Raw genomic sequence first — 22,033 nt, 5'->3', positions numbered from 1 at the left:
CCCGGCTCAGAGCGAGACGTCTTCCATGTGGTAGGACCCGGTCGGCAGGACCTTGAAGCCCTTCACGTCGCTCGCCGTCGCGTACGGGAAGGGCGTGTAGAAGAGGAACGCGAGGAACGCGGACTCGGCGGCCTTCGCCTGGAGCTCGCTGTACAGCGCCTGGCGCTTGGTCTTGTCGAACTCCTTCTGCGCCTGGTGGACCAGATCCATGATCTCCGGGTCGTTGAAGCCGGTGTCGAAGGAGTGCCCGCCGGAACTGGGATCGAGGGCGAACTGCGCCAGCTCGTCGGGGTCGGCCAGGTCCATCGTCCAGTACGAGTGCGCGATCTCGTAGTCCAGCTTGCCGGTCATGTCGTGCTGTGCGCTCGGGTCCACGTTCTGGATGTTCATCGTGATGCCGAGCTCCTTCAGCGACGCCTGCAGGACCTGCGCGATCGCCGCGTCCACCGCGTCGCCCGACATGGCGAGCCACGTTGTGGTGAAGCCGTTCGGCACGCTCGACTGACGCAGCTCCTCCCGGGCCTTGTTCATGTCGTACTGGATGCCGGGGCAGTTCTTGTCGTAGAACGGCGTGGACGGCATCAGGAACGAGTTCGCCGGGGTGCCGTTGCCGAACAGGATGGTCTTGACCAGCGCCTCCCGGTCGATGGCATAGGAGATGGCGCGGCGCACGTGCACGTCGTCGTACGGCTTCTTGTGCTGGTTCATCATGATGTAGTCCGTCCTGGTGGACGGGAACAGGTCGACCTTCAGGTTCGGCGTGTTCTTGAGCTGGGCGAGGCTGGAGAACGGGGGGCTCTCGTTGATGTGCGCCTGCCCGCCCTGCAGCTGGATCGCGCGGGCGTTGCTGTCCGCGACCACCTTCCAGGTGACCGAGTCCAGGTACGGCTTGCCCGACTGCCAGTACGAGGGGTTCTTCTTCAGCGTGAGGGCACTGCCCTTCTGCCAGGTGCCCCACACGAACGGGCCGGTTCCGATCGGGTTGGCGTAGAACTCGTCCTTGGTCTTGCCCGCGTAGTCCTTGGGGATGATTCCGTTGTTCGGGCAGCTCAGGTCGGCCAGCAACGGCGCCCACGGATACTTGGTGGTCACCACGACGGTGTACTCGTCCGGCGTGGTCACCTCCTTGATCGCGGAGTTGATGAACTCCCAGCCGCCCTTGGTCTTACTCGACTCGTCGATGGAGAACTTCACGTCCGCCGAGGTCATGGGCTGGCCGTTGTGGAACTTCACGCCCTTCCTGAGCTTCAGCGTGCACGACTTGTTGTCGGGCGACATCTCGTAGCTCTCCGCGAGCCAGGGCTTCACCCCCAGGCCGTCCTCCGTCATGGCCACCAGCGGCTCGTAGATCTGTGCGTAGGTCCAGATCGAGGCGTTGCTGAACACCGTCGTCTTGTCCATGTTCACCGCGTCGTGGTCACGGACGATGACCAGATCTCCCCCCTTCTTGGCAGCGCCGGACGAGGCGCCGGTGGAGGTGTCCGATGACGATCCGCAGGCTGCCAGCAGCGGCGCGGACGCGAACGCCCCGATGCCGAGCGCGCCGAGTTGGAGCATCCGGCGCCGGCTGATGTCGGGCACCCTGAGGCCGGCGAAGATCTGTGAGGCCGATGGGGCCGATGCGTCAGTGCTGTGGTCAGACATGCCTATCCTTCACGAGATGTCGCGGTGGTGCGCAGGGGTCGCTATGGACGAAAAAGGGGCCTCAGCAAGGGCCTTCAGGGGTCCGACGGAGGATCAGATCGGCCCGCGACGAAGTATTGGAGCATCACGACGTTTCGTAAAGGTTACGCGTCGATCAGCTGTCATACGTAAGGTCGCCGTCCCGACTTCACCAGCAGATGCAGACTAGAGCATTCAAATCGGTTCAGGTAGTGTCCAACGGCAAAGCCCCCCAATCACTCCCAAACCAGGCGGCTTCTCATGCAACTGACGATCATCGGCGCGGGCGCGATCGGCGGCACGATCGGCGCGCACATGATCCGCGCCGGCCACGATGTGCTCCTGTGCGACGCCGACCCCGCGCACGTCCAGGCCATCAACCGCGACGGCCTGTCCATCGAGGGGCCCGTCGAGAACTTCACGGTGAGGGCACGGGCGGTCACCCCCGATGGTCTGCCGGAACGCCTGCACCACGTCGCGATCGCGGTCAAAAGCCATCACACCGACCAGGCCGCGGAACTTGTGCGTGATCGGCTCACTCCCGACGGATACCTGGTCAGCTTCCAGAACGGCCTGACCGCCGACCGGCTCTCCGCCGTCGTCGGCGCCCACCGGCTCCTCGTGAGCTTCGTGAACTTCGGGGCGGACGTACTGGGCCCGGGCCGGATCATGCAGGGCAACATCGGCACCTTCCGGGTCGGCGAGCCGACCGGCGGTGAGATCACACCTCGGGTCCGCGAGCTCGTCGAGGCCCTGCCCTACGCCGAGGCCACCGGCAACATCATGGGCTTCCTCTGGGGCAAGGAGGCCTACGGTGCGATGCTCTACGCGGGCGCGGTCTCCGACCTGTCCATCGCCGACTCCCTGGAGGCGCCCGAGTGGCGGCCGCTCATGCTCGGCATCGCCAGGGAGGTGCTCGCGCAGGCGCCGGTGAAGCCCGAGGGGTTCGACGGCTTCGACCCCGACGACCTCGAGGGCTCGCTCGACCGGCTCGTCACGTTCAACCGCAACAGCGCCAAGTCCCACAGCGGCATCTACCGCGACCTGATGGTCCGCAGGCGCAAGACCGAGGTCGACGACCTGCTGCACGACCTCTCAGGGCCGCTGACCACCTACACCGGCCAGCTGATCAAGGCGATCGAGCGGGGCGAGCGCACCTGCGAGGTCGCGAACCTGCGGCTGCTCGCGGCGTACGAACGAGCCGAACGACTCGGCCGGCCGCTCGACGCCGTGGTCACGCTGTTCCCCGCGCCGCCGCGCGCGCCCGAGGGACCCCTGCACGGCGTGCCGGTCGCCGTCAAGGACATGATCGACATCGCCGGACACCCGCGCGGCAACGGCAACCCCGCGTCGATGCGCGCCGAGCCGGCCGCCGCCGACGCCCCCGTCGTCCAGGCGCTGCGCGCGGCCGGCGCGGACGTCTTCGCGGCGACCTCGCTGCTGGAGTACGCGGCCGGCGCGGTCCACCCGGAGGTGCGGGAGGCGATGAACCCCTACAACCCCGGGCGGACGGCCGGCGGGTCCAGCGGAGGATCGGCCGCCCTGGTCGGCGCCGGCGTATGCCCGGCGGCGCTGGGTAGCGACACGGGCGGCTCCATCCGGATCCCGGCCCACTACTGCGCCACGGTCGGATTCAAGCCCAGCTACGGCGCGCTGCCACTCGACGGCGTCGAGCCGCTCGCCCCCACACTCGACCACGTGGGGCTGCTCGCCCGCGACGTCGCGACCACGACCACCGTCTTCTCGGCTCTTACCGGCGACCGTCCCGTGACTCGATCCGGTGCCGGTATCCGGGTGGGAGTGCTCCCCGGCCTGCTGGAGCGCGCCGAGGTCGAGCCGGACGTGGCCGCCGCGGTCAGGGCGGCGCTGGACATCCTCCGCAACGCCGGCGACTCCGTCGTCGAGGTGGACGGCTCCGTCTTCCACGAACTCGACGCGGCCTTCCCTCACATCCTGCTGTACGAGGCGTGGCAGGTTCACGGGGCGCGGGTGAGCGCGGATCCCGGCCACTACGGGCCGGAGACCCTGCGGCTGCTGAGTTCCGGCTCCGGGGTGAGCGAGGCCGACTATCGGAAGGCCCTCGCCGTACGGGAGCGACTGCTGCCCGCCGCGACCGGGGTCTACGCGGGGATCGACGTCTTGCTGACTCCCGCCGCGCCCTTCGTCGCGCCCGTCACGACGCCTCCCGTGGACACGCCGGAGGGGGCCGCGGAGGGTCTGTTCACCGGCATTTACAACCTCACCGGAGCCCCGGCCCTGGTGCTGCCCTGCGGCTGGAGCGCCGACGGCCTCCCGATCGGACTCCAGCTGTCGTCCCCGCTGGGCACCGACATGGAACTGCTGGCCGTGGCCGCCCACGTCGAGTCGACGCTCGCCGTGGACGTCCGCAGGCCGGCCTTTTAACTGATCGAACCGACCCCACGAAGGAATCCCCTTGCGCGCCGCCCTCTACATGTCCGCCGGCCACGTCGTCGTCGAGGACGTGCCCGACCCCGCGTTGTCCGAGCCGACCGACGCCGTCGTGCGTGTTCTGCGCGCCGCCGTCTGCGGCTCGGACCTGTGGTCCTATCGAGGCGTCATCACCCGTGCGGAGCGGTCCCGGCTGGGCCACGAGTTCATCGGCATCGTGGAGGAGGTCGGCGGCGAGGTCCGCGCCGTCCGCCCCGGCGACCTGGTCGTCGCGCCCTTCACGTGGTCCGACAACACCTGCCCCGCCTGCCTGGACGGAATCCAGTCCTCGTGCGAGAGGGGCGGCACCTTCGGCGCACCCGGCGCCGACGGCGGCCAGGGCCAAGCGGTCCGGGTGCCATGGGCCGACGGAACGCTGGTGAAGGTGCCCGGCGGTCCGACCGGTTTCGACGAATCCGTGTACGCCGCGCTGCTGTCCGCCTCGGACGTGATGGGCACCGGTCTGCACGGAGCCGTCATGGCGGGTGTCGCCGAGGGGTCCACGGTGGCCGTCATCGGCGACGGAGCCGTCGGGCTGTGCGCGGTGCTGGGGGCGAAGGCCATCCTCGGTGCCGAACGGATCTTCCTGATGAGCCGCCACGCGGACCGCGCCGCCGTCGGCGAGTCCTTCGGAGCGACCGACGTCATCGCCGAGCGGGGCGAGGAAGGCGTCGCGGCGGTACGCGAGCGGACCGGCGGCCTCGGGGTGCGGCATGTGATCGAGGCGGTCGGCACGCCGGAGTCCTGGGCCATGGCGGTCGGCATGGCCCGGGACGGCGGTTCCATCGGCGCGGTGGGCGTGCCGCACACGGCGCCGACGCTGCCGCTGTTCCAGCCGCTCGTCCACAACCTGAGCCTGAACCTCGGGATCGCCCCCATACGCCGGTATCTCCCCGACCTGATCTCGCGCATCACGACCGGGACCCTGGATCCCGGCCCCGTGTTCGACACCGTCCTCCCGCTGGAGAACGTGGCGCAGGGCTACGCCGCGATGGCCTCCCGAGAGTCGATCAAAATCATGCTCACCACGGGCGACCTCTAGATGATCGATCCCAAGGGTTAGTGGTCGTAGCGATCCCGGACTTGCCGGACGGGTGGCGCGGCCTCATAGGCTGAGCCCCCGTCCGCACTGTTGGGGGAGTCATGACCAGTAGGTTCACCGAGTTGGTTGTCGACTGCCACGATCCGGAGCGGCTCGCGGCCTTCTGGTGCGCGGTCCTGGACTTCAAGGTGATCGACCGGAGCGAGGGCAAGGTCGAGATCGGCTCCTGGGAGCCAACCGTCGAGGAGGTCCGGGCCCGCCAGATGCCGCCCACTCTGGTGTTCATTCGGGTGCCCGAGGGCAAGACCGTGAAGAACCGGCTCCACCTCGACGTCAGCCCGATCGACGGCGGTACCGACGAGGAGGTGGCCAGGCTGCTCGGCCTCGGCGCCGCCAAGGTGGACGTGGGGCAGGGCTCCGGCCGGAGCTGGGTGGTCATGGCCGATCCCGAGGGCAACGAGTTCGATGTCCTGCGCACGCTGGCACCGTCCACGTACACGATCGGCCCGGAGGGTTAGTGGTCGTAGGCGGTCAGTGAGCGCAGGACGGGCTGTCCGCTCTGGTCGTTGTGCCAGATGGCGATAGCAGCGCGCGTGAGCGGCCGCTGTCCACGGGCGTGGAGCCCAGTGTGTCGTCGACGACGACTGGCCAGTGTGCAGGGCAGCCGAACGTTTCCAGGTCGCCGTCACCACCGCCCGACGCCGGGCCGACCGCTACCGGCGATACGGAGCAACGGGCATGGCCGACCGTTCCTCGCGCCCGCACCACGGCCTTTGCCGCACGTCATTCCATAAACTATGAATATAAAAGTGCTATGCTTCGGGCATGAGCCGTCAAGACACCGCTCCTGACGCGTCCGCCGCCATCGGGGCAGCTCTCTACGGCCTGGCCACCAGGGCCGCGAGACGCCTGCCTCGGGACATGAGCCTGACGTCCGCCGCCACCCTGGCCACCCTGGACCGGACCGGCCCGCGGCGCATCACCGATCTGGCCGCGGTCGAGGGCGTCACCCAGCCCGCGATGACCACCCTGGTCCGGGTGATGGAGGAGTCCGGCCTGGTCGAGCGGCGGGGCGACGCATCCGACAAGCGGGTCACGCTGGTGTGCCTGACCGAGGCCGGCGCCTCCTATGTCCGGACGCGGCGTCAGGCGGGCATCCAGGCGTTCGAGCGGTTGATCGGCGAGCTCACCGGCGACGAGGTCGAGGCGCTGGTGGCGGCCCTTCCGGCGCTGAAGCATCTGGCAGAGCTCGAAAGCCAGGACCGCGAAGGGCCGAAGCAGTGACCGGGCAGCCGATCGGCGAGGTCGCGGCGAAGGCGTTTCCGGTGGCGCGGCTGCTGGTCCCCGCCCTGATGTTCATCGCTTTGGTCGTGGCGGCGGTCGGCAGCCTGGGGACGCCGCTCATCACCAGCGTGGCGACCTCGTTCCACGTCTCGCTCGGCAGCGCGCAGTGGACGCTGACCGTCGCGCTGCTCAGCGGCGCCGTCGCCACGCCGGTCCTGGGCCGGCTCGGAGCCGGCCCACACCGGCGGGCCACGATCCTCGCCACGCTGGCGGTCGTCGTCGCCGGCAGCGCGCTCACCGTGCTGCCGCTGCCGTTCGCGTGGCTGCTGGCCGGCAGGGCGGCCCAGGGCGTCGGGCTCGGGCTGACGGCGCTGATGATGGGCGTGGCCCGGGACCACCTCCCCGAGGAGCGCGGCGCGGCCGTGATCGCCCTGATCTCGGTGGTCTCGATCATCGGGGCCGGTGTCGGCTACCCGCTGGCCGCACTGCTCGCCGAGCTCGGCGGGGTACGGGCCGCCTACGGCCTCGGCCTGGTCGTCACCGCCGCCGCCCTCCTGACCGCGTGGCGCTCCATGCCCGAAGCCCCCGAAGGCCGCTCCGCCCACGTGGACGTGGCAGGCGCGGTCGTCCTGGCCGCTGCGCTGCTCCTGGTGCTGTTCCTCGCCGGCGAACGGAATCTGTGGAGCCGGCACCTCGCCCTGGCGGCGGGCCTCGCCGTCGTCGCGGTGGTGCTGCTCTGCGTCTGGGCCGTCATCGAGCTGCGCAGCACGACGCCCCTGATCGATGTGCGGGCGGTACGGCACCCGGCGGTCGCCGGGGCGAACCTCGCCATGTTCGTCGGCGGGATCGGCATGTACCTCCTGCTCACGCTCATCACCCGGTACGCGCAGACGCCGCATGGCGCCGGCTACGGCTTCGGGCTGACGACCTTCGTCGCCGGGCTGGTCCTCATCCCGTTCTCGGTGCTGGGATTCGTCGCCGGCAAGCTCACGCCGCGGGTCCGGACGCGGATCGCCGACCCCCTGCTCCTGGCCGGCAGCGCCGTCGTGGTCGGCGGCGGGTTCGCCCTGTTCGCGGCGGCCCGGTCGGACCTGGCCGAACTGTTCGCGGCGATGGGCGTGCTCGGCTTCGGCGTCGGCGGCTTCTCGGCCGCGATGCCCGGCGTCATCCTGGCCGTCACCCCCAAGAGCGAGACGTCGAGCGCCATGAGCTTCAACTACGTCGTCCGCAGCGTCGGGTACTCCCTGGGCAGCGCCATCGGCGGCCTGATCCTCGCCGCGGGCACCGGCCCCGGCCACCTCTTCCCCGACGACAGCGCCTACACCACCGCGGCGCTGGTCGGCATCGGCGCCATGGCGATCACGACGCTGACAAGCCTCGCTCTCGCCCGCCGACGCTCCTCCGAGACCAACCCGTAAGTCAGATGCACTCATCCCAACACTGGAGGTTCGATGCCCAAGGGCTACTGGGTCAGCGTCTACCGCACCATTTCAGACCCTGAGAAGCTGGCTGCTTACAACAAGCTGGCCGGTCCGGCCGTCGCGGCCGGGGGCGGCCGGACCCTCGTCCGTGGCGGTCGGGTCGTGGCGCGTGACGCCGGAATCGCCGAGCGCACCGTCCTGGTCGAGTTCGACAGCTTCGAGCAGGCCGTCGCGGCGTACGAGAGTGCGGCCTACCAGGAGGCGCTGGTCGCCCTCTCCGACGGCGTCGAGCGCGACTTCCGCATCGTCGAAGGCATCGACTGACCGAGGTCCAGTCGGGTCTTCACTGAAGATCCACCGTCTTGGTTTTCGCTGGTGCGGCCGCTGGTGTGGCGGGGTTCGTCCAGCTGCGGGTGCAGCGCCGTGAGCCGACTGCCGGTGCTGGCCGACGATCTTCTCCAGCAGGTCGCGGTCCTCTGCTGGGGTGGCGTAAAAGAACTCACGGCGCGGGTTGACCTTATTGACGCGCCGCTCGCGCAGTTCGTCGTGGAGCCGGCCTTCGAGGGAGACAGCGTCCTCGCTGAAGATCAGTGCGTGGGTGTCAAACCTGAACGGCACCGAGGCGTCCCCCAGCTCACGCACCCGGTCCTCGGGCTGCAGCCGCCGGGTCATGCCGATCTTCACGACGTTCTCGCCGAACGCGCCGATGTTGGAGATCACATACACGTAGCCCGCCCGGATGTCGGCCTCGCGCGCCTCTACATCGGCGACCGCGGCGCCGATCTCCTCCAGCTTCGCCTTCAGTCCCCCGCCCCCGCCGCATCACCGTTCGACAGCAGCTTGACCACTGGCCCCCTTCACTGCTCGTCGCGGTCCATCGGCGGTTCATCGATCCGACTCATCGTCCGGTGGGGCGGACGGGGGTCGAAGGGGTCCGTCCAGTCCACCTGGACGGACCCGCCATGGCGTGATGCGCGGCCCCCTTCGAGCAGGCTCGGGCCGCGCTCGACCAGGCCTTCATGTCACGCGTCGTGTGCCCTGAGTGTGCCGGAAGTGCTTGATGCAAAAGGTCTACTTAGTCCAACGTGAGCACGATCCGGTCGGTCCGGACGTCAGCCCCGGGGACGCCAGCAGACACGGTGAAGTGCGACATTCTGGGTTTACCAGGTTTTGGACTGTGCAGTCCTTCATGCGTGTAGTTGGACTGTATAGTCCTTCTTGCATGCGCTGCGACGAGATCCGGAACTCGGCGCTGACGGAGTCACCCCTCGCAATGCACTTCACCAAGCACCCGACGCGACCGACCGCCCTCTGCCGGGTTGCGGCCAACGCGGGTAAGGCCTGCGGCGGAGCTCTGTGGCGCCAAGAGGTCGACTTGGGCTTGATGAGGACTACTCGCACCCCGACCGGAGGTCGATTCGCTATGTCACGACCCACGCGGTCCGCGCACGCAGCCGCAACCCTCACCGACTCCACGATCACTCAGGAAAGGCTCCGACATGCCGGGCTCCGAGCTTTATGAGAAATTCATGGCGCTGCACACCCGCGACGGTGGCCTTGTCATGCCGAACGCCTGGGACGGCCTCTCGGCGCTGATGCTGGCCGATGCCGGCTTCGAGGCGATCGCGACATCGTCGGTGGCGCTCGCCAGCACGCTCGGCCGCCTTGACGGGCGTCACCAAGTCACCCGCGAAGAGCACCTCGAGCATGCGCGGCTGTTTGGCCGGCTCACCGGGCTGCCGGTCAACGGAGACTTCGAGGACGGCTACGGCGAGACGCCTGAAGACGTCGCTGCGACCGTGGAAGCCGCCGTGGCGTCCGGCCTGGCCGGTATCGGGATCGAGGACACCTCGGGCAACCCCGATCAACCGATCCGCGACTTCGACGATGCCGTCAACCGCATGCGTAGCGCCGTCAACGCGGCCAAGGGACGCATCGTCGTCACCGGCCGCACCGACAACTTCATTCAGGGGCGGCCCGATCTCGACGACACCATCCGGCGGCTGACGGCCTTCGCCGAGGTCGGCGCGGATGTGCTCTACGCCCCTTTCCCGCCCGACCTCGACGCACTCGTCGCGATCGTCACCGCCGTCGCGCCGACACCGGTCAACGTCCTCATCTCGCCGGCGGACAAGGTGCTGACCGTCGCAGAACTTCAGAAGGCCGGGGTCAAACGCATCAGCGTGGGTCCAGCGCTCTACACCCACGCGATGGAAGCACTCGAACAGGCCACCAAGGCGCTCGTCGCGGGTGACCTCACCGCCGCGACGACAGGCATCAGCTTCGAGCGCATCAGCGACCTACTTGCCCGCGGCACGAACTAGCCCAAACCCTACGGACCACCGCTCCTCACATAGCGATCGCAAGAAGAAGGCAGGTTGACATGGACCTCGACAAGCTCATGAACAAGCACCTCACCAGGTATTTCGACCCCAGCAAGACCATCCCGGAGGAAACCCTTCAACAACTGCTGACGTTTCTGCGCTCCGCGCCGACATCGACGAACATCCAGCCCAACCACTTCTACGTCCTCACCACGCCCGAAGCCAAAGAGCGCCTCGCGGCCAACCTGGGCGAACGATTCCAGGACAACAGCGGGAAGATCCTGAACTCGTCGCACACCATCATCCTCACCACCCGGGCAGATCTGCCCGAGAGCCACATCGAAGAGGTGTTCGACAAGGAGACCGCCGACGGTCGGTTCCCCGACCAGGCGAAGAACGCGCTGTGGCAGTCGATGACCCGCGACTTCCTCAACATGCGCATTTACCGCTACAAGGACCTGAACCACTGGATGGAGAAGCAGACCTACTTGGTGCTGGGCCTGACCATGATGGCGGCCGCTGAGCTCGGCGTCGAGGCCACGCCGCTGGAAGGGTTCGACCCGATCAGCGTCGACGCGGCGTTCAAGATCCGTGAAACCGGACACACCACAACAGTGCTGCTGGCCCTCGGCTACCCCGACCTTGCGAAGGTGTACAACGGCCCGGTGTCGCGCTTCGAAGCCGACCGGCTGTTCACCTTCGTCTAAAAATCCCCGGCATCGGGAACGACTGTGGTTGAAGTACGCAGACCGCAGACATCTCGGTCCTCGATGTCGTCCCACCCCGGACAACCAGCTCGGCGGCAGGCGCCGCCGGTCTATCATGGCCCGCGCGATGTCGTCGGCAGTGCCAGACCGTCATCCGCAGGCCTGATTCGGGCCTTCCCGGTGAGTGACCATGGCTGAGGTGACAGCAGCCATGACAGCAACACGCTCCCACCGGCCTTGAGTCCACGCTCGCACAGCTGTACGCCGTCTCGGCCTACCTCTTCACGTCCGTGGTGCGCATCCCCGCCGCCGACCCCGTGACGATCAAGCAGGTCCTCGACCCCGAGCCGTCGCTCCGTGTTGAGGCAGATCGAGACGGCCGAGGGCGCCGCAGCCGCGGAGGCGATCGCGGCGACCCCCGGCATCGACGGCGTCTTCGTCGGCCCGAGCGACCTCGCCGCCTCCATGGGCGTCCTGGGCCAGCAGACGCACCCCGACGTCATCGCCGCCGTCCACCGCGCCTTCGACGGCGTCGCCGCCACCGGCAAGCCCATCCGCGTCAACGCCTTCGACCCACAGGGGCGTGTACCCAGTGCCGATCTGCCACGAGTGAAACAGGATTGCTTACCGGACTCAAGAATGCCGAGCCGACGAGGCGCCAAGTCGGCCAAGGGCCGGATGACCCGTCGGGACTACCTTCCCGATTGCCCCAGGTGAGGTCTCAGCGAGCCCGATCACTGTGGCTCCCAAGAGCGCCGAGTGCGTCCGGGGCTCTGAGCGCCCGGCCACCCCCTGGCTCGCTCGGGTCTCCTCATTCCCTCCGGGCGAGTGTTATGAACCGCGCCGCCACCGTGGCGAGCACGGCGGCGGCAAGGACGGTGAAGCCCGCCGTGAGGAACACCGTCTGCAGGGTTGTCGACGAGACAAGGATCGCGCCGAGGCCAGACCCTGCCGCCAGGGCTACCTGAAGGTTCGTCACATTCACCGCCGACGCGGCCTCCGGAGTTTCCGGGGCCGCGTCGAGTAGCCAGACCAGCGTTCCCGGGTTCACGACTCCCCAGACCAGGCCCCACAGCGCGAGCAACAGGCCGGCCAGCCAGGGTATGGTGCCCGCGTTCGCCAGCCCGATGAGCAATGCGGCCACCACCGTCGCCGACCCGGCGAAGCTGCCGATCACTCCGCGCTTGAACAGCGATCCGGCGACGAGCGAGCCGACGATTCCACCGCAGCCGTAGACGACGTACAGCAGGGAGACCACGCCGCTGGACAGATGCGTGTGGTCCATCAGGAACGGGGTGATGTACGTCCACGCGGTGAACTGCCCGATGAACACCACCGCGCCCGCCGCCATCCCAAACCGGGCGGCCCGCCGCGTCACGACTCCCACGAGGTCACGCAGGTGCGTACGCCCGTCCGGTGGAATGCCCGGCAGCAGGACCGTCTGCACAACCACGACAATCAGTGTCGCCGCCGCCGCAGCGGCGAAAGTGAGACGCCAGCCGACGAGGTCGCCGAGGAACTGTCCCGCCGGCAGCCCCACCACCGTCCCACCCGAGATACCCGCCGCGATGATGGTGATGGCACGAGTGCCGCCGGCCGGGCCCACCAGCTTGGGTCCGACCGGTGAGACCACGGTCCAGAAGGCTCCGAGGGTGGCGCCGAAGAGCATACGGGCGATCAGCACCAGGACGAAGGTCGGCGCCATCGCGACGACCGCGTTCGACACCAGCACCGTTAGACCCAGAACGAGAATGGCCGAGCGCCGGTTGAAGCGGCCGGAGCCGAGGAAGAACAGCGGCGCCGACACCGCGGCGCTGAAGCCCGGCACGAGCACCATCAGCCCTGCGAGGCCGAGCGAGACATGCAGTCCGTCGGCGATCTGCGGTAGCAGCCCCACAGGCAGCGTCTCCGTCATGACGACGACGAACGCGCCGAGCGCGACCGCACCGACGGACGCCCAGCCCCGCCTGCTCCCGGGCTCCGCAGCAGTGGCGGGAGCGCGGACGGCTGCGGGCTGGGTCGGGACGGCCGCGGCGCACGACGATGCCGTGACCACGCGCACCTGCGGTGCGTGGTGTGTCGGCGTCGCCTCCGCATTTTCGATCATGTGTACTCCTCGCTCACGGCATGCTCCTGACGGGGCTCTGCTCTGTAAGCACTTCAGGGTTTATCTGCACGAGTCACACGGGCATTCGAAACAGCTCACGTCGCGATCTAGCTCCATGAGCCGGTGCGCGGCCGTGTCAGCCCTTGATGAGGTGGATGATGTGGCCGAAGTTGAAATTCGACGCGAGTGCCGTCAGGTCTCCCTTTGCAGGGCGACAGCCCTGATGACTGCGCTGATGGAGGCCCCGTCGGGCAGGTTCGGAGCGTAGAGGACATCAGCTCCTGCCTCCGCCTAAGCGGAGAGGCGGCGGATGGTGTCATCGATGTCGGAAATCCCCCATAAGAAGTTGTCCGTATGACCGGTCAGAACGATCCGTCCGTGCGCAGCTGCTGAACGGTTGTTCCGCCTGGTTGGTGTCAGATCCATCCGCACCGTCTTACTCCAGCATCGGCGCAGTCGGTTCCGCGGCTGACGGCTCCTGCGTGCTCCATCCTCGAGTTGCGGCGGGTGGCTGGCCCCATGAGTTCGGCCGATCCCTCGACCAGGAGCCAACAGGACGATTTCGTCCAAGCTAGGCTATCGCGGCTTCGGCAAGCGGTGCGCTTGGTCCCGACTCAGTCGATGCCGCTCATCCACGCGATCCCACCAGCGCCGGGCCGTCGCGGCCAGCCCCGCCGGCGACAAGACACGCTCTGCACCAACCGCGGCCACGACCACGACAAGTACCGCAGACAGGCCTGCAAGGTCGGAATCACTCGGCTCATCGGCCCGCGCGGCGAGGCGTACGGCTCCGGTCCGGGCGTGTATCGCTGCACGCTCGTCGATCACCTGACTGGACTAAATGGTCCTCTACGGTGCATGATAGGCGTTCTCAAGAACGAGGACGTCGGCATCCTCAAGCGGGCCACCTTCTATTCCGACCTTCACCACAACGGCATGTACGTCGGCGGCGGCATGATGGTTCACGCCCCGCAGACGGGAGACGCGGTGAAGATGTCAGCATCAAGACGCGCCCCTTCGTGGGCGGCGTACGCCCGGTCTCTTGACCGTCACCGGTAGGCGTTCTCGTCAGGGTCGGCGTGCCGAGGCGAGGAACAGCGGTATCGCAAGGAGGAGCCGCCCCGCCTTGGCCCGCGCGGCCTGCTCAGCGATCCACCTGCCGGCTTGCTCCCGATCGAGGGCGCCGGCCGCGAAGGCTCCCTCGGCGATGCCCGAGAGCATCGGCAACATGGTGGCGTCGGTGAAGATGCCGCTGCGGACCTCTACCGACACGTCCTCGAAGCCGGCGTCGAGCAGGAGATTGCGGTAGCGGCGAGCGGCGCGAGGATTCGGAACCATGTCCGCGCGCGCCTGGACAATGGTGCGGGTGATCGTGGGAGTGTCCGAGTCGATGATGAAGTTCTCCCAGTCCTGGCCGATCAGGGCGATTCGCCCGCCGGGTGTGAGCACGCGGAACGCTTCACCGAGCGCTTTCGCCGGGTCGTCGAGCTCGTGGTACACCTTGTCGGCTCGGTAAGCCGCTACAGAGCCGTCCGGAAGGGACAGCTCGTAGGCGTCGCCCACCCTCAAGTCCAGATCCGGCCGGCGTCGACGGCCCTCATCGATCATCTGCACGCTGGCGTCGATGCCGATGGCTTCGGTCCCCCGCTCGCTCATCTCCGCCACGGCGCGGCCGGTACCACAACCGACGTCGACCGCTGGGATTCCGGGGGCGATGTGCAGCAGTTCGTAGGTTCGGGCACGGAGGGCTGCCGCGCCGGGGGATGCGTCGGCCGCGTCGAGCAGCCGGATGAGCGGATTAAGATCTTCGGCTGGCACACGGGGCATCTCGTCGTTGGACATGTGCCCCACCATGCGACTTAATGTCGACATGAAGTCAAACTCGAACCCTCCGGCGATGAGGATCGGAGAGGTGGCGGAACACTTCGGCCTGGCCACGCACGTCCTGCGCCACTGGGAGGCCGTCGGCCTGCTGGAGCCGGCGCGGATCGGAGGCGACCGCCGCAGGTACGGTCCCGATGACCTCTACCGGATCGCGGTCATCCTGCGGGCGAAGGAAGCCGGGTTCGGGCTCGACGACATCCGGGAGATGACCGCGGCCAGGGAGCCGGCGGAACGGCGCGTCATTCTGCGGCGTCTCGAGAACGATTTGAGACGGCGCATCGCCCAGGCGGAAGCCTCGCTGGAGCTCATCCGATGTGCGCTGGACTGCGACCACGATGACTTCACCTCATGTGCGCACTTCCAAGCCATGGTCACCGAAAGGATCGGGCGGGAAGCGCGACCGCATGTCCCTGTCTGAGTACGCTGAATCGAACCGGAGCCTGGCGGGTGGGCGGAGGTCAGCTCGGGGGCACGATTTTCAACGCCTGCCGAAGCGCCTCCACCTCCTTGGGGGTGAGCTCGGCGAGGAAGTGGACGAACGCCGCCGCCTGGTTGTTGCTCGTGGCCAGCGCTCCGCGCATCAAACGAGCCGTGTACGCCTCGCGCGAGGCCACAGCCTCGTAACTGTAGGCGCGGCCCTCCAACCGACGGCGCAGCCAGCCCTTGCCATGCAGGGTGTCCATCACCGTCATCACCGTGGTGTAGGCGATGTCGCGGCTCTTCTGGAGCTCGGTCAGCACCTCGCGTACGGACACGGGCCGGCCGAGAGCCCAGACGCAGTCCATCACCGCCGCCTCGAGCTTGCCGAACTCGCGCACGTCTCCTCCGCTTTCGTCCTTCCTAAGTAGGCTAGTAGATCAGGCCTGGTGCAACAAAGCGATCACCGATTCCGGACTCCTGTCGTAGGCAGTGACAGTCGACCGGCAACTGCCCCCGGGATGCCGCGACGGGGATCAGTGGCGTCTCCTCCCGGCGCCGACGATCACAGTATCCCTGTTGAGCTCCACAGCCGTCGACCTGCCGCCTGGTGGCCGAGTCCGCTGCAGAGAGAGGCGGTAGTTCAAGGCGTGTGTGGCAATCGCGCTATCGGATGTCTCTCCCGACCTACTGTCCCCAAGACGGCACCACGACTCGCTTCTTCTGCTTCCGGTCTCGGTCGACGATCGCGGTTGAACGTCAGATGCCGATGGCCCGGCAGTGGTATCGCCGGAGGCCATCACGTTCACTAGTGCGGATAGTAGTGAGTGCATAGGAAGGCATTGCCGGGTGACGCGGGAAGCGCCTGGATCGATGGGTAATGTGTCCACTGTGACTAGGGACGGTGTGGCGCGCAGGCTCGCTTCCTTGAGCGGACTACTCCTGCTTGCCGCCGTCCTGTGCGGCCTGCTCGCCATGCACGGGCTGCAGCCCTCACCAGGACCTCTTCCTACTTCTAGCGTCCTGGCCCTGCACTCCGCTCAGAGCGATCATTCGGCGATGCCGACGGCCGGATCCCACGACCGGCACAGCGGCGAACCCAGCTCTCCCCACCAGGGTCACGGTGGCGGCCAGGTCTGTCTCGCCTTCCTCCTGGCCGGGTGGGTCCTACTACTTCTCCTCGTCATAGTGGGTGCAGGCCGCTTCGGTGCCCCGCCGATTCGGCTGTTCTTGCAGTCGTTCCTCCCCCGCGGGCCGACCGCCCGTCCCAGAGGGCCGACTCTCGCGCAACTCTGTGTGATCCGGGTGTAGAAGGCGCACTCGACGGTCTGCCTCGCCGTCGAGCTCCCGCCACCTGCCTGCATCTACACACGGAGAGTGTTCATCCATGACGCGTCTTGCCATTCCCGCCGCCCTGCTGTCGGCCGGTCTGCTGGTCAGTGCCTGCGGCTCCACGGACACCGCCACCGGCGACATGTCCGCCACGTCGTCGATGTCGGCGATGCCTGCCGAATCACCGGCTCCTGCCACCAGCCCGGCCGCGGACCACAACGACCGGGACATCTGGTTCGCGCAGATGATGATCCCGCACCACCGTCAGGCCCTTGAGATGGCGAAGCTGGCCGAGGACCGTGCTGGCAGCAGCAAGGTCAAGGAGCTGGCCAAGCAGATCGAGGCCGCCCAGGGTCCCGAGATCCAGACGATGACCGGCTGGCTCGAAAGCTGGGGTGTTCAGGCCCCCGGCGAGGACGCCATGCCGATGGACCATATGGACCACGGAATGCCCGGCATGATGTCCGGCGAGGACATGAAGAAGCTCGAAGGCCTCAAGGGCGCCGCGTTCGACAAGGCGTTCCTGACGATGATGATCCAGCACCATGAGGGCGCCATCACCATGGCCAAGGAGGAGCGGGAATCCGGCGTCTACGAACCGGCCAGGCAGATGGCCGACTCCATCATCACCAGCCAATCCGCGGAGATCAGCACCATGAAGAAGCTCCTGAAGTAGGACTCCCGGCGGGTGGGCGACGGTGGCCGTCGCCCACCCGTTCCTCGAATCCCAGGCGCGAGAAGGTGAGAACTGGGAATGATCGCCGCAATCATCGCCTTGGCCGGATGCGTGTTCCTGCTCGGGCACCTCGCGGGCCCCATGCTGCTGCGTGCGCGATGGTTCGCAGGGTTGCCCGGCACCGCCGTAGCACTGTGGACCGCCGCCCTCGCCGGCACCATGCTGGCCTTGACCGGGCTGACCGCTATCGCACTCGTCTGGCCCTCCACTCCCGGTCACCGGCTCATCGACTGGCTCGCCGACTGCCTGCCAAAGGACGGCCATGCCATATCCCCGGTGGCGGCATTCGCGACGGTCCTGCTTCTCGCGGCGGTGATCACGTCCCTTGGCCTGGCCGTGCCCAGGGTGGTCCGGACCGTTCGGGAACGCCGCGAGCACCGGCAGATGCTCGACGTGGTCGCGGGGGATCTATCCGGGACACCGGACGTCCGCGTGCTCGAGCACCCCATGCCGATGATCTACTGCCTACCGGCGCGAGAACGGCCCATCGTCGTGACCACAGGCGCGCTCGACCGGCTCGGCCCGGCCGAGATGGAGGCGGTGCTGGCCCACGAGCGGGCGCACCTGCGGCAGCGGCACCACCTGGTCCTGATGCTGGCCGACGCACTGCGTGCCGCGGTTCCCTGGCTCGGCACGCTACGGCTCGCGTACGCCACCCTGCCCGGCCTGCTGGAACTGGCCGCCGACGATCACGCGGCGCACCACCACGGAAGGGCTCCACTCATCGGTGCGCTACAGAAGCTCTCAGTCGCGTCGTGCTCAGTGGGTGCCCTGGCCGTCAACCCCGCCACCGCGTACATCGCCAGGCTGAGAATCGCCCGGCTGACCTCTCCACAGACGCCTCCACGACTGCCTCACGTCAGGTCTCTGTCTTGGTTCGCCGTCGCCGCCGCGGTCGGCGTCCCCGCCGTACTGGTGACGCTGGGCGTGATGATGCTGCCGCTTCCTTGCTGAGTGTCTTCGGCAGACATGCCATGACCTTCCCAATCGCGTCAGCGACTGCGATCTTGCACGGTGCGCAGCTGAGTCCCTTGAGCGCAAGGGCGTTCATGGCCCCGATGAAGCCGGAGCCTGACATCGACAGCGCCGCGATCTCAGGGCGCAGCACCAGGCCGAGGGCGGGTACGAACACTCCCGCAGCGATGGGCAGCACCAAGGTGTTGTAGCCGATCACCCAGGCCAGGTTCTGCCGCATCTTGTGTACCGTCCCGCGCCCGATACGCGGAGTGGTGGGCACGTCCAGCGGATCGGCCCGTGTCAGCATCGCGTTTCAGTGGATGCAAGAACTACTAGGGCTCCTAGTAGCAGGGCTTCATAGTTGTGGCACCCAGCACTTTCCTGGCCGGCCGCCATCCTTCCCTTGCCGACGCCGCAGCGGGGGCGCACGCACACCTCGGACTGATCCGCACCACCGACGCCGGGCGCACCTGGACCGCCATGCTTGCCGATACCCCCTGGGGGTATTACTCTCTGACGAGTAACGAGGCCCACCTACATGTGTCGGAGTCGTCATGACCGAGCAGCACCGCCACGACCAGATGGAGCACGAGCACGGCGAGCACCCGCCGACCCTGGACCATGCAGCCCACTCGCATCACGGCGTCGGAACGAAAGCATCCTGGCGGACAGCCGCGTCCGCGACGCTGCACTGCCTGACCGGGTGCGCCATCGGCGAAGTGCTGGGCTTGGTGATTTCCACCGCGCTCGGCTGGACCACCGGCCTGTCCGTCGCCTTGGCCGTCGTGCTCGCCTTCTTCTTCGGCTATCTGCTGACCCTGCTCCCCCTCCGAAAGGCTGGAGTGGGCTGGGCCGGCGCGATCAAGTTGGCGCTGGCAGCCGATACCGTTTCCATCATCATCATGGAGATCGTGGACAACGGCGTCATGATCGCCATCCCGGGCGCCATGGCCGCCACTTTGACGTCCGCCCTGTTCTGGGGCACCCTGGCGCTTTCCCTGTTCGTCGCCTTCTTGGTCACCACGCCGATCAACAAGTGGATCATCGGCAAGGGCAAGGGACACGCCGTTGTCCACGCCTACCACCACTGAGCTGCGGTCTCGCCGGCGTGTTCGGTCAGGCCGCGGTGATGGGCCCGCCGCGGAATCCGCCACTCGGGACGGACGTCGTCTCGGCGCCAACCCCTGCTGCCCCGGGGACAGATACGCACCGAGGTCGCGCGAAGATCGCCGCCAAGAAAATCAGGGCCGACGTCCGGTGGGATCGCCGGCGGCGCGTTGCCAGGCGGCGCCTCGTAGCAGGCGCAGGCCGTTGAGCCCGACGATGACGGTGGAGCCTTCGTGCCCGGCGACGCCGAGCGGCAGCGGCAGGTCGCCGAGCAGGTCCCAGGCCACCAGTACGGCGATGAACGCGGCGGCGATGGCGAGGTTGGCGATGACCAGGCGGCGGGCGCGGCGGGCCAGGGCGATCACGGTGGGGACGGCGGCGAGCTCGTCGCGGGTGATGACCGCGTCGGCGGCCTCCAGGGTCAGGTCGGCGCCGGTGTCGCCCATCGCGATGCCGGTGTGTGCGGTGGCCAGGGCGGGGGCGTCGTTGACACCGTCACCGATCAGAGCCACTCGTGCCCCCTGCTGATGGAGTTCGCGTACGGCGTCGACCTTGTGCTCGGGCACCAGACCGGCGCGGACGTCGGTGATGCCGGTCTGTGCGGCCAGCCGGGCGGCGGCGCGGGGGTTGTCCCCGGTCAGCAGCACCGGCGGCGCCGGGATGAGGGCGCGAAGGCGGGCCACGGCGTCTGGTGCGCCGGGCCGGACGCGGTCGGCCAGGGCCAGCACCGCGGCCGGGCGGCCGTCCAGCAGCATCACCACGGCGGTATGCCCGCCGTCTTCGAGCTCGGCCACCAGGGCACGGGACGCACCGGCACCGGGCGCCGTTTCGGGTAGCAGGTGGGTAGGGCTGCCGATCTCGACCAGGTGACCGGCGACGTGGGCCCGCACGCCACGTCCGGGCACCGCTGTGAACCCTGCGGCCTGGGGCAGCCGCAGGCCCTTGCCGTGGGCGGCGGCGGTGACGGCCCGGCCGAGTGGGTGTTCCGAGCCGTCCTCGGCCGCGGCGGCGAGCGTGAGCAGCTCACGCTCGCTGAGGCTCGTGCCGGGCAGGGCGCGGATGTGGGTCAGGTCGGGGCGGCCCTCGGTGAGGGTGCCGGTCTTGTCGAAGGCCACCTGGGTGACGTCGGCGAGTTGTTCCATGACCACGGCGGACTTGACCAGCACCCCGTGCCTGCCGGCGGTGGCGATGGCGGCCAGCAGCGGCGGCATGGTGGCCAGCACCACCGCGCACGGCGAGGCGACGATCATGAAGGTCATCGCGCGGAGCAGGCTGCCCCGCAGGTCCTGCCCCAGCGCGAGGGGGATCACGAACAGCGCGAGGGTGGCGGCGACCATGACCACCGAGTAGCGCTGCTCGACCTTCTCGATGAACAGCTGGGCGCGTGCCTTGGTGGCACTGGCCTGCTCGACCATGGCCACGATCCGGGCGATCACCGTCTCACCGGCCGGGCTGCCCACTCGCACCCGCAGCACGCCGGCGCCGTTGACGGTGCCGGCGAACACCTCGTCGCCGGCCTGTTTGTCCACCGGAAGGCCCTCACCGGTGATTGACGCCTGGTCGACGTCGCTGACCCCGTCGACCACCTGGCCGTCGGCGCCGATGCGCTCCCCGGGCCGTACCACGATGACGTCGCCGAGGGCCAGATCGGCGGTCTCGACGACCTCTTCCCGCCCCGCCGGGTCCAGCCGGGTCGCCTTTTCGGGCGCCAGGTCTAGCAGGGTGCGCACCGAGTCGGCGGTGCGCTTGGTCGCCACCGCCTCCAGCGCCCCTGAGGTGGCGAAGATGACGATCAGCAGCGCGCCGTCGAAAACCTGCCCGATCGCGGCGGCGCCGATCGCCGCGGCGACCATGAGCAGGTCGACATCCAGCGTCCGCTCACGCAGCGCACGCAGCCCGTCCAGCCCCGGCTCCCACCCACCGGCGGCATAGCAGCTCAGATACAGCCCCCACCACAGCCAGGAGGGTGCCCCGGCCAGCCGGCAGACGCCGCCGGCGGCGAACAGACCGGTCGCCGCGATGGCCCAGCGCACCCCGGGCAGCGATCCGGCCCCGGACTGCCACCACGCCCACGGGCGGCCGGGTGCGGCTGCCCCCCTGGGAGCGGGTCGCGTTGTCAGGTCTGTCGTCACCCTGCCAGCCTATATGCGCACTCATGCAGATACGCAAGTAGAAGGATTCGGGGCTATGCTGGCGGCATGCACACCTCGCTGCCCGACTTCGAGATGCCGAACGAGGAACAGGTGCACCTGGCCGCCGAGTCGTTCCGGCTGCTGTCCGACCCCACCCGCATCAAGATCTTGTGGGCGTTGCTGCAGGGCGAGTCGTCGGTGGCCTGCCTGGCCGAGCTCGCCGGCGCCGCCCCGACCGCGGTCAGCCAGCACCTGGCCAAGCTGCGTCTGGCCGGGCTGGTCAAGGGCCGGCGCGAGGGGACCTTCGTCTACTACAGCGCAGCCGACGAGCACGTGCGCCGGCTGCTGGCCGAAGGCCTGTTCCACGCCGACCACATCGATCGCGGGGACCAGGACTCCGCCACCACGGCCGGGCCCGCACGCGCCGCCTCCTGACACACAGCCGGACCGCCCCCGCAATCAGCCTTGGCGGT

21 protein-coding genes and 2 pseudogenes are annotated in these 22,033 nt (G+C 68.4%); 17 read left to right on the top strand and 6 right to left on the bottom strand.

Translation table 11 applies throughout. The annotated features are described in order from the left end of the window. Positions 1-6: 6 nt before the first annotated feature. Positions 7-1,644 (bottom strand): ABC transporter substrate-binding protein, encoded by a 1,638-nt coding sequence (locus tag ACIBK1_RS34830; protein ID WP_396739964.1) that lies wholly within the window; start codon positions 1,642-1,644, stop codon positions 7-9. Between the two features lie 279 nt (positions 1,645-1,923). Here ACIBK1_RS34830 and ACIBK1_RS34825 point away from each other — a divergent pair, with 279 nt between their 5' ends. The 7 genes and pseudogenes from ACIBK1_RS34825 to ACIBK1_RS34795 all read left to right on the top strand — a co-directional run bounded on the left by ACIBK1_RS34825 (position 1,924) and on the right by ACIBK1_RS34795 (position 8,181). Beyond that, positions 1,924-4,065 carry an amidase family protein gene (locus tag ACIBK1_RS34825; protein ID WP_396739962.1) on the top strand — a complete coding sequence of 714 codons (2,142 nt, stop codon included), beginning with the start codon at positions 1,924-1,926 and terminating at the stop codon, positions 4,063-4,065. 31 nt (positions 4,066-4,096) lie between these two features. Beyond that, a complete protein-coding gene (locus ACIBK1_RS34820; protein WP_396739960.1) occupies positions 4,097-5,152 on the top strand; it encodes a zinc-binding dehydrogenase in 1,056 nt (351 codons plus the stop codon). A 101-nt stretch (positions 5,153-5,253) separates the two neighbouring features. Then, positions 5,254-5,670, top strand: a complete 417-nt coding sequence (locus tag ACIBK1_RS34815) for a VOC family protein (protein ID WP_076438030.1) — start codon at positions 5,254-5,256, stop codon at positions 5,668-5,670. A gap of 97 nt (positions 5,671-5,767) precedes the next feature. Further along, a pseudogene (locus ACIBK1_RS34810) lies at positions 5,768-5,935 on the top strand (helix-turn-helix domain-containing protein); the annotation flags it as partial. 42 nt (positions 5,936-5,977) lie between these two features. After that, positions 5,978-6,436 (top strand): MarR family winged helix-turn-helix transcriptional regulator, encoded by a 459-nt coding sequence (locus tag ACIBK1_RS34805; protein ID WP_396739958.1) that lies wholly within the window; start codon positions 5,978-5,980, stop codon positions 6,434-6,436. Beyond that, positions 6,433-7,854 carry an MFS transporter gene (locus tag ACIBK1_RS34800; RefSeq protein WP_396739956.1) on the top strand — a complete coding sequence of 474 codons (1,422 nt, stop codon included), beginning with the start codon at positions 6,433-6,435 and terminating at the stop codon, positions 7,852-7,854. Before ACIBK1_RS34805 ends, ACIBK1_RS34800 begins: the two co-directional genes overlap by 4 nt. Before the next feature lie 33 nt (positions 7,855-7,887). Beyond that, the gene (locus tag ACIBK1_RS34795) at positions 7,888-8,181 is read left to right on the top strand and encodes a DUF1330 domain-containing protein (RefSeq protein WP_396739954.1); all 294 of its coding nucleotides are present in this window, start codon (positions 7,888-7,890) and stop codon (positions 8,179-8,181) included. A gap of 189 nt (positions 8,182-8,370) precedes the next feature. On the opposite strand, the pseudogene ACIBK1_RS34790 reads toward ACIBK1_RS34795, so the two are convergent. Then, a pseudogene (locus ACIBK1_RS34790) lies at positions 8,371-8,529 on the bottom strand (GIY-YIG nuclease family protein); the annotation flags it as partial. A gap of 827 nt (positions 8,530-9,356) precedes the next feature. Here ACIBK1_RS34790 and ACIBK1_RS34785 point away from each other — a divergent pair. The 3 genes from ACIBK1_RS34785 (at position 9,357) to ACIBK1_RS34775 (ending at position 11,605) form a co-directional block, all read left to right on the top strand. After that, positions 9,357-10,181 (top strand): isocitrate lyase/PEP mutase family protein, encoded by an 825-nt coding sequence (locus ACIBK1_RS34785; protein WP_030511274.1) that lies wholly within the window; start codon positions 9,357-9,359, stop codon positions 10,179-10,181. Positions 10,182-10,240: 59 nt separating this feature from the next. Beyond that, on the top strand, positions 10,241-10,888 hold the full coding sequence (locus tag ACIBK1_RS34780; RefSeq protein WP_030511273.1) for a nitroreductase family protein: 648 nt from the start codon (positions 10,241-10,243) through the stop codon (positions 10,886-10,888). 357 nt (positions 10,889-11,245) lie between these two features. Further along, complete coding sequence (locus tag ACIBK1_RS34775; RefSeq protein WP_396739952.1) at positions 11,246-11,605, top strand: aldolase/citrate lyase family protein; 360 nt, start codon at positions 11,246-11,248, stop codon at positions 11,603-11,605. 94 nt (positions 11,606-11,699) lie between these two features. Here the strand turns inward: ACIBK1_RS34775 and ACIBK1_RS34770 are convergent, their stop codons facing one another. Next, positions 11,700-12,995 carry an MFS transporter gene (locus ACIBK1_RS34770; RefSeq protein WP_396739950.1) on the bottom strand — a complete coding sequence of 432 codons (1,296 nt, stop codon included), beginning with the start codon at positions 12,993-12,995 and terminating at the stop codon, positions 11,700-11,702. 858 nt (positions 12,996-13,853) lie between these two features. Between ACIBK1_RS34770 and ACIBK1_RS34765 the strand changes: the two genes are divergently transcribed. Continuing rightward, the gene (locus ACIBK1_RS34765) at positions 13,854-14,054 is read left to right on the top strand and encodes a hypothetical protein (RefSeq protein ID WP_030512456.1); all 201 of its coding nucleotides are present in this window, start codon (positions 13,854-13,856) and stop codon (positions 14,052-14,054) included. Between the two features lie 9 nt (positions 14,055-14,063). Here ACIBK1_RS34765 and ACIBK1_RS34760 read toward each other — a convergent pair whose 3' ends face one another. Continuing rightward, complete coding sequence (locus ACIBK1_RS34760; protein WP_396739947.1) at positions 14,064-14,837, bottom strand: methyltransferase domain-containing protein; 774 nt, start codon at positions 14,835-14,837, stop codon at positions 14,064-14,066. A 55-nt stretch (positions 14,838-14,892) separates the two neighbouring features. Between ACIBK1_RS34760 and ACIBK1_RS34755 the strand changes: the two genes are divergently transcribed. Next, positions 14,893-15,297 (top strand): MerR family transcriptional regulator, encoded by a 405-nt coding sequence (locus ACIBK1_RS34755; protein ID WP_197042990.1) that lies wholly within the window; start codon positions 14,893-14,895, stop codon positions 15,295-15,297. 40 nt (positions 15,298-15,337) lie between these two features. On the opposite strand, the gene ACIBK1_RS34750 is transcribed toward ACIBK1_RS34755, so the two are convergent. After that, the gene (locus ACIBK1_RS34750; protein ID WP_030512459.1) at positions 15,338-15,697 is read right to left on the bottom strand and encodes a BlaI/MecI/CopY family transcriptional regulator; all 360 of its coding nucleotides are present in this window, start codon (positions 15,695-15,697) and stop codon (positions 15,338-15,340) included. A gap of 472 nt (positions 15,698-16,169) precedes the next feature. Here ACIBK1_RS34750 and ACIBK1_RS34745 point away from each other — a divergent pair, with 472 nt between their 5' ends. The 4 genes from ACIBK1_RS34745 (at position 16,170) to ACIBK1_RS34730 (ending at position 19,412) form a co-directional block, all read left to right on the top strand. Then, positions 16,170-16,607, top strand: a complete 438-nt coding sequence (locus tag ACIBK1_RS34745; protein WP_357323064.1) for a DUF6153 family protein — start codon at positions 16,170-16,172, stop codon at positions 16,605-16,607. Positions 16,608-16,683: 76 nt separating this feature from the next. Next, entirely contained in the window at positions 16,684-17,304 is a 621-nt protein-coding gene (locus tag ACIBK1_RS34740; RefSeq protein ID WP_396739945.1) for a DUF305 domain-containing protein, read from the top strand. Between the two features lie 78 nt (positions 17,305-17,382). Beyond that, a complete protein-coding gene (locus tag ACIBK1_RS34735; RefSeq protein WP_051762878.1) occupies positions 17,383-18,318 on the top strand; it encodes a M56 family metallopeptidase in 936 nt (311 codons plus the stop codon). Between the two features lie 557 nt (positions 18,319-18,875). Then, the gene (locus ACIBK1_RS34730; protein ID WP_357323075.1) at positions 18,876-19,412 is read left to right on the top strand and encodes a DUF4396 domain-containing protein; all 537 of its coding nucleotides are present in this window, start codon (positions 18,876-18,878) and stop codon (positions 19,410-19,412) included. Between the two features lie 150 nt (positions 19,413-19,562). Here the strand turns inward: ACIBK1_RS34730 and ACIBK1_RS34725 are convergent, their stop codons facing one another. Then, a complete protein-coding gene (locus ACIBK1_RS34725; RefSeq protein ID WP_396739942.1) occupies positions 19,563-21,560 on the bottom strand; it encodes a heavy metal translocating P-type ATPase in 1,998 nt (665 codons plus the stop codon). A gap of 66 nt (positions 21,561-21,626) precedes the next feature. Here ACIBK1_RS34725 and ACIBK1_RS34720 point away from each other — a divergent pair, with 66 nt between their 5' ends. Continuing rightward, complete coding sequence (locus ACIBK1_RS34720) at positions 21,627-21,995, top strand: ArsR/SmtB family transcription factor (protein ID WP_357314699.1); 369 nt, start codon at positions 21,627-21,629, stop codon at positions 21,993-21,995. Positions 21,996-22,033 lie beyond the last annotated feature (38 nt).

Origin of the sequence: Microbispora rosea, assembly GCF_044460045.1 — a bacterium.
GTDB lineage: Bacteria > Actinomycetota > Actinomycetes > Streptosporangiales > Streptosporangiaceae > Microbispora > Microbispora rosea.
Note: the sequence above shows the minus strand (reverse complement) of the source record. Positions and strands in the feature narration are given on the sequence as shown.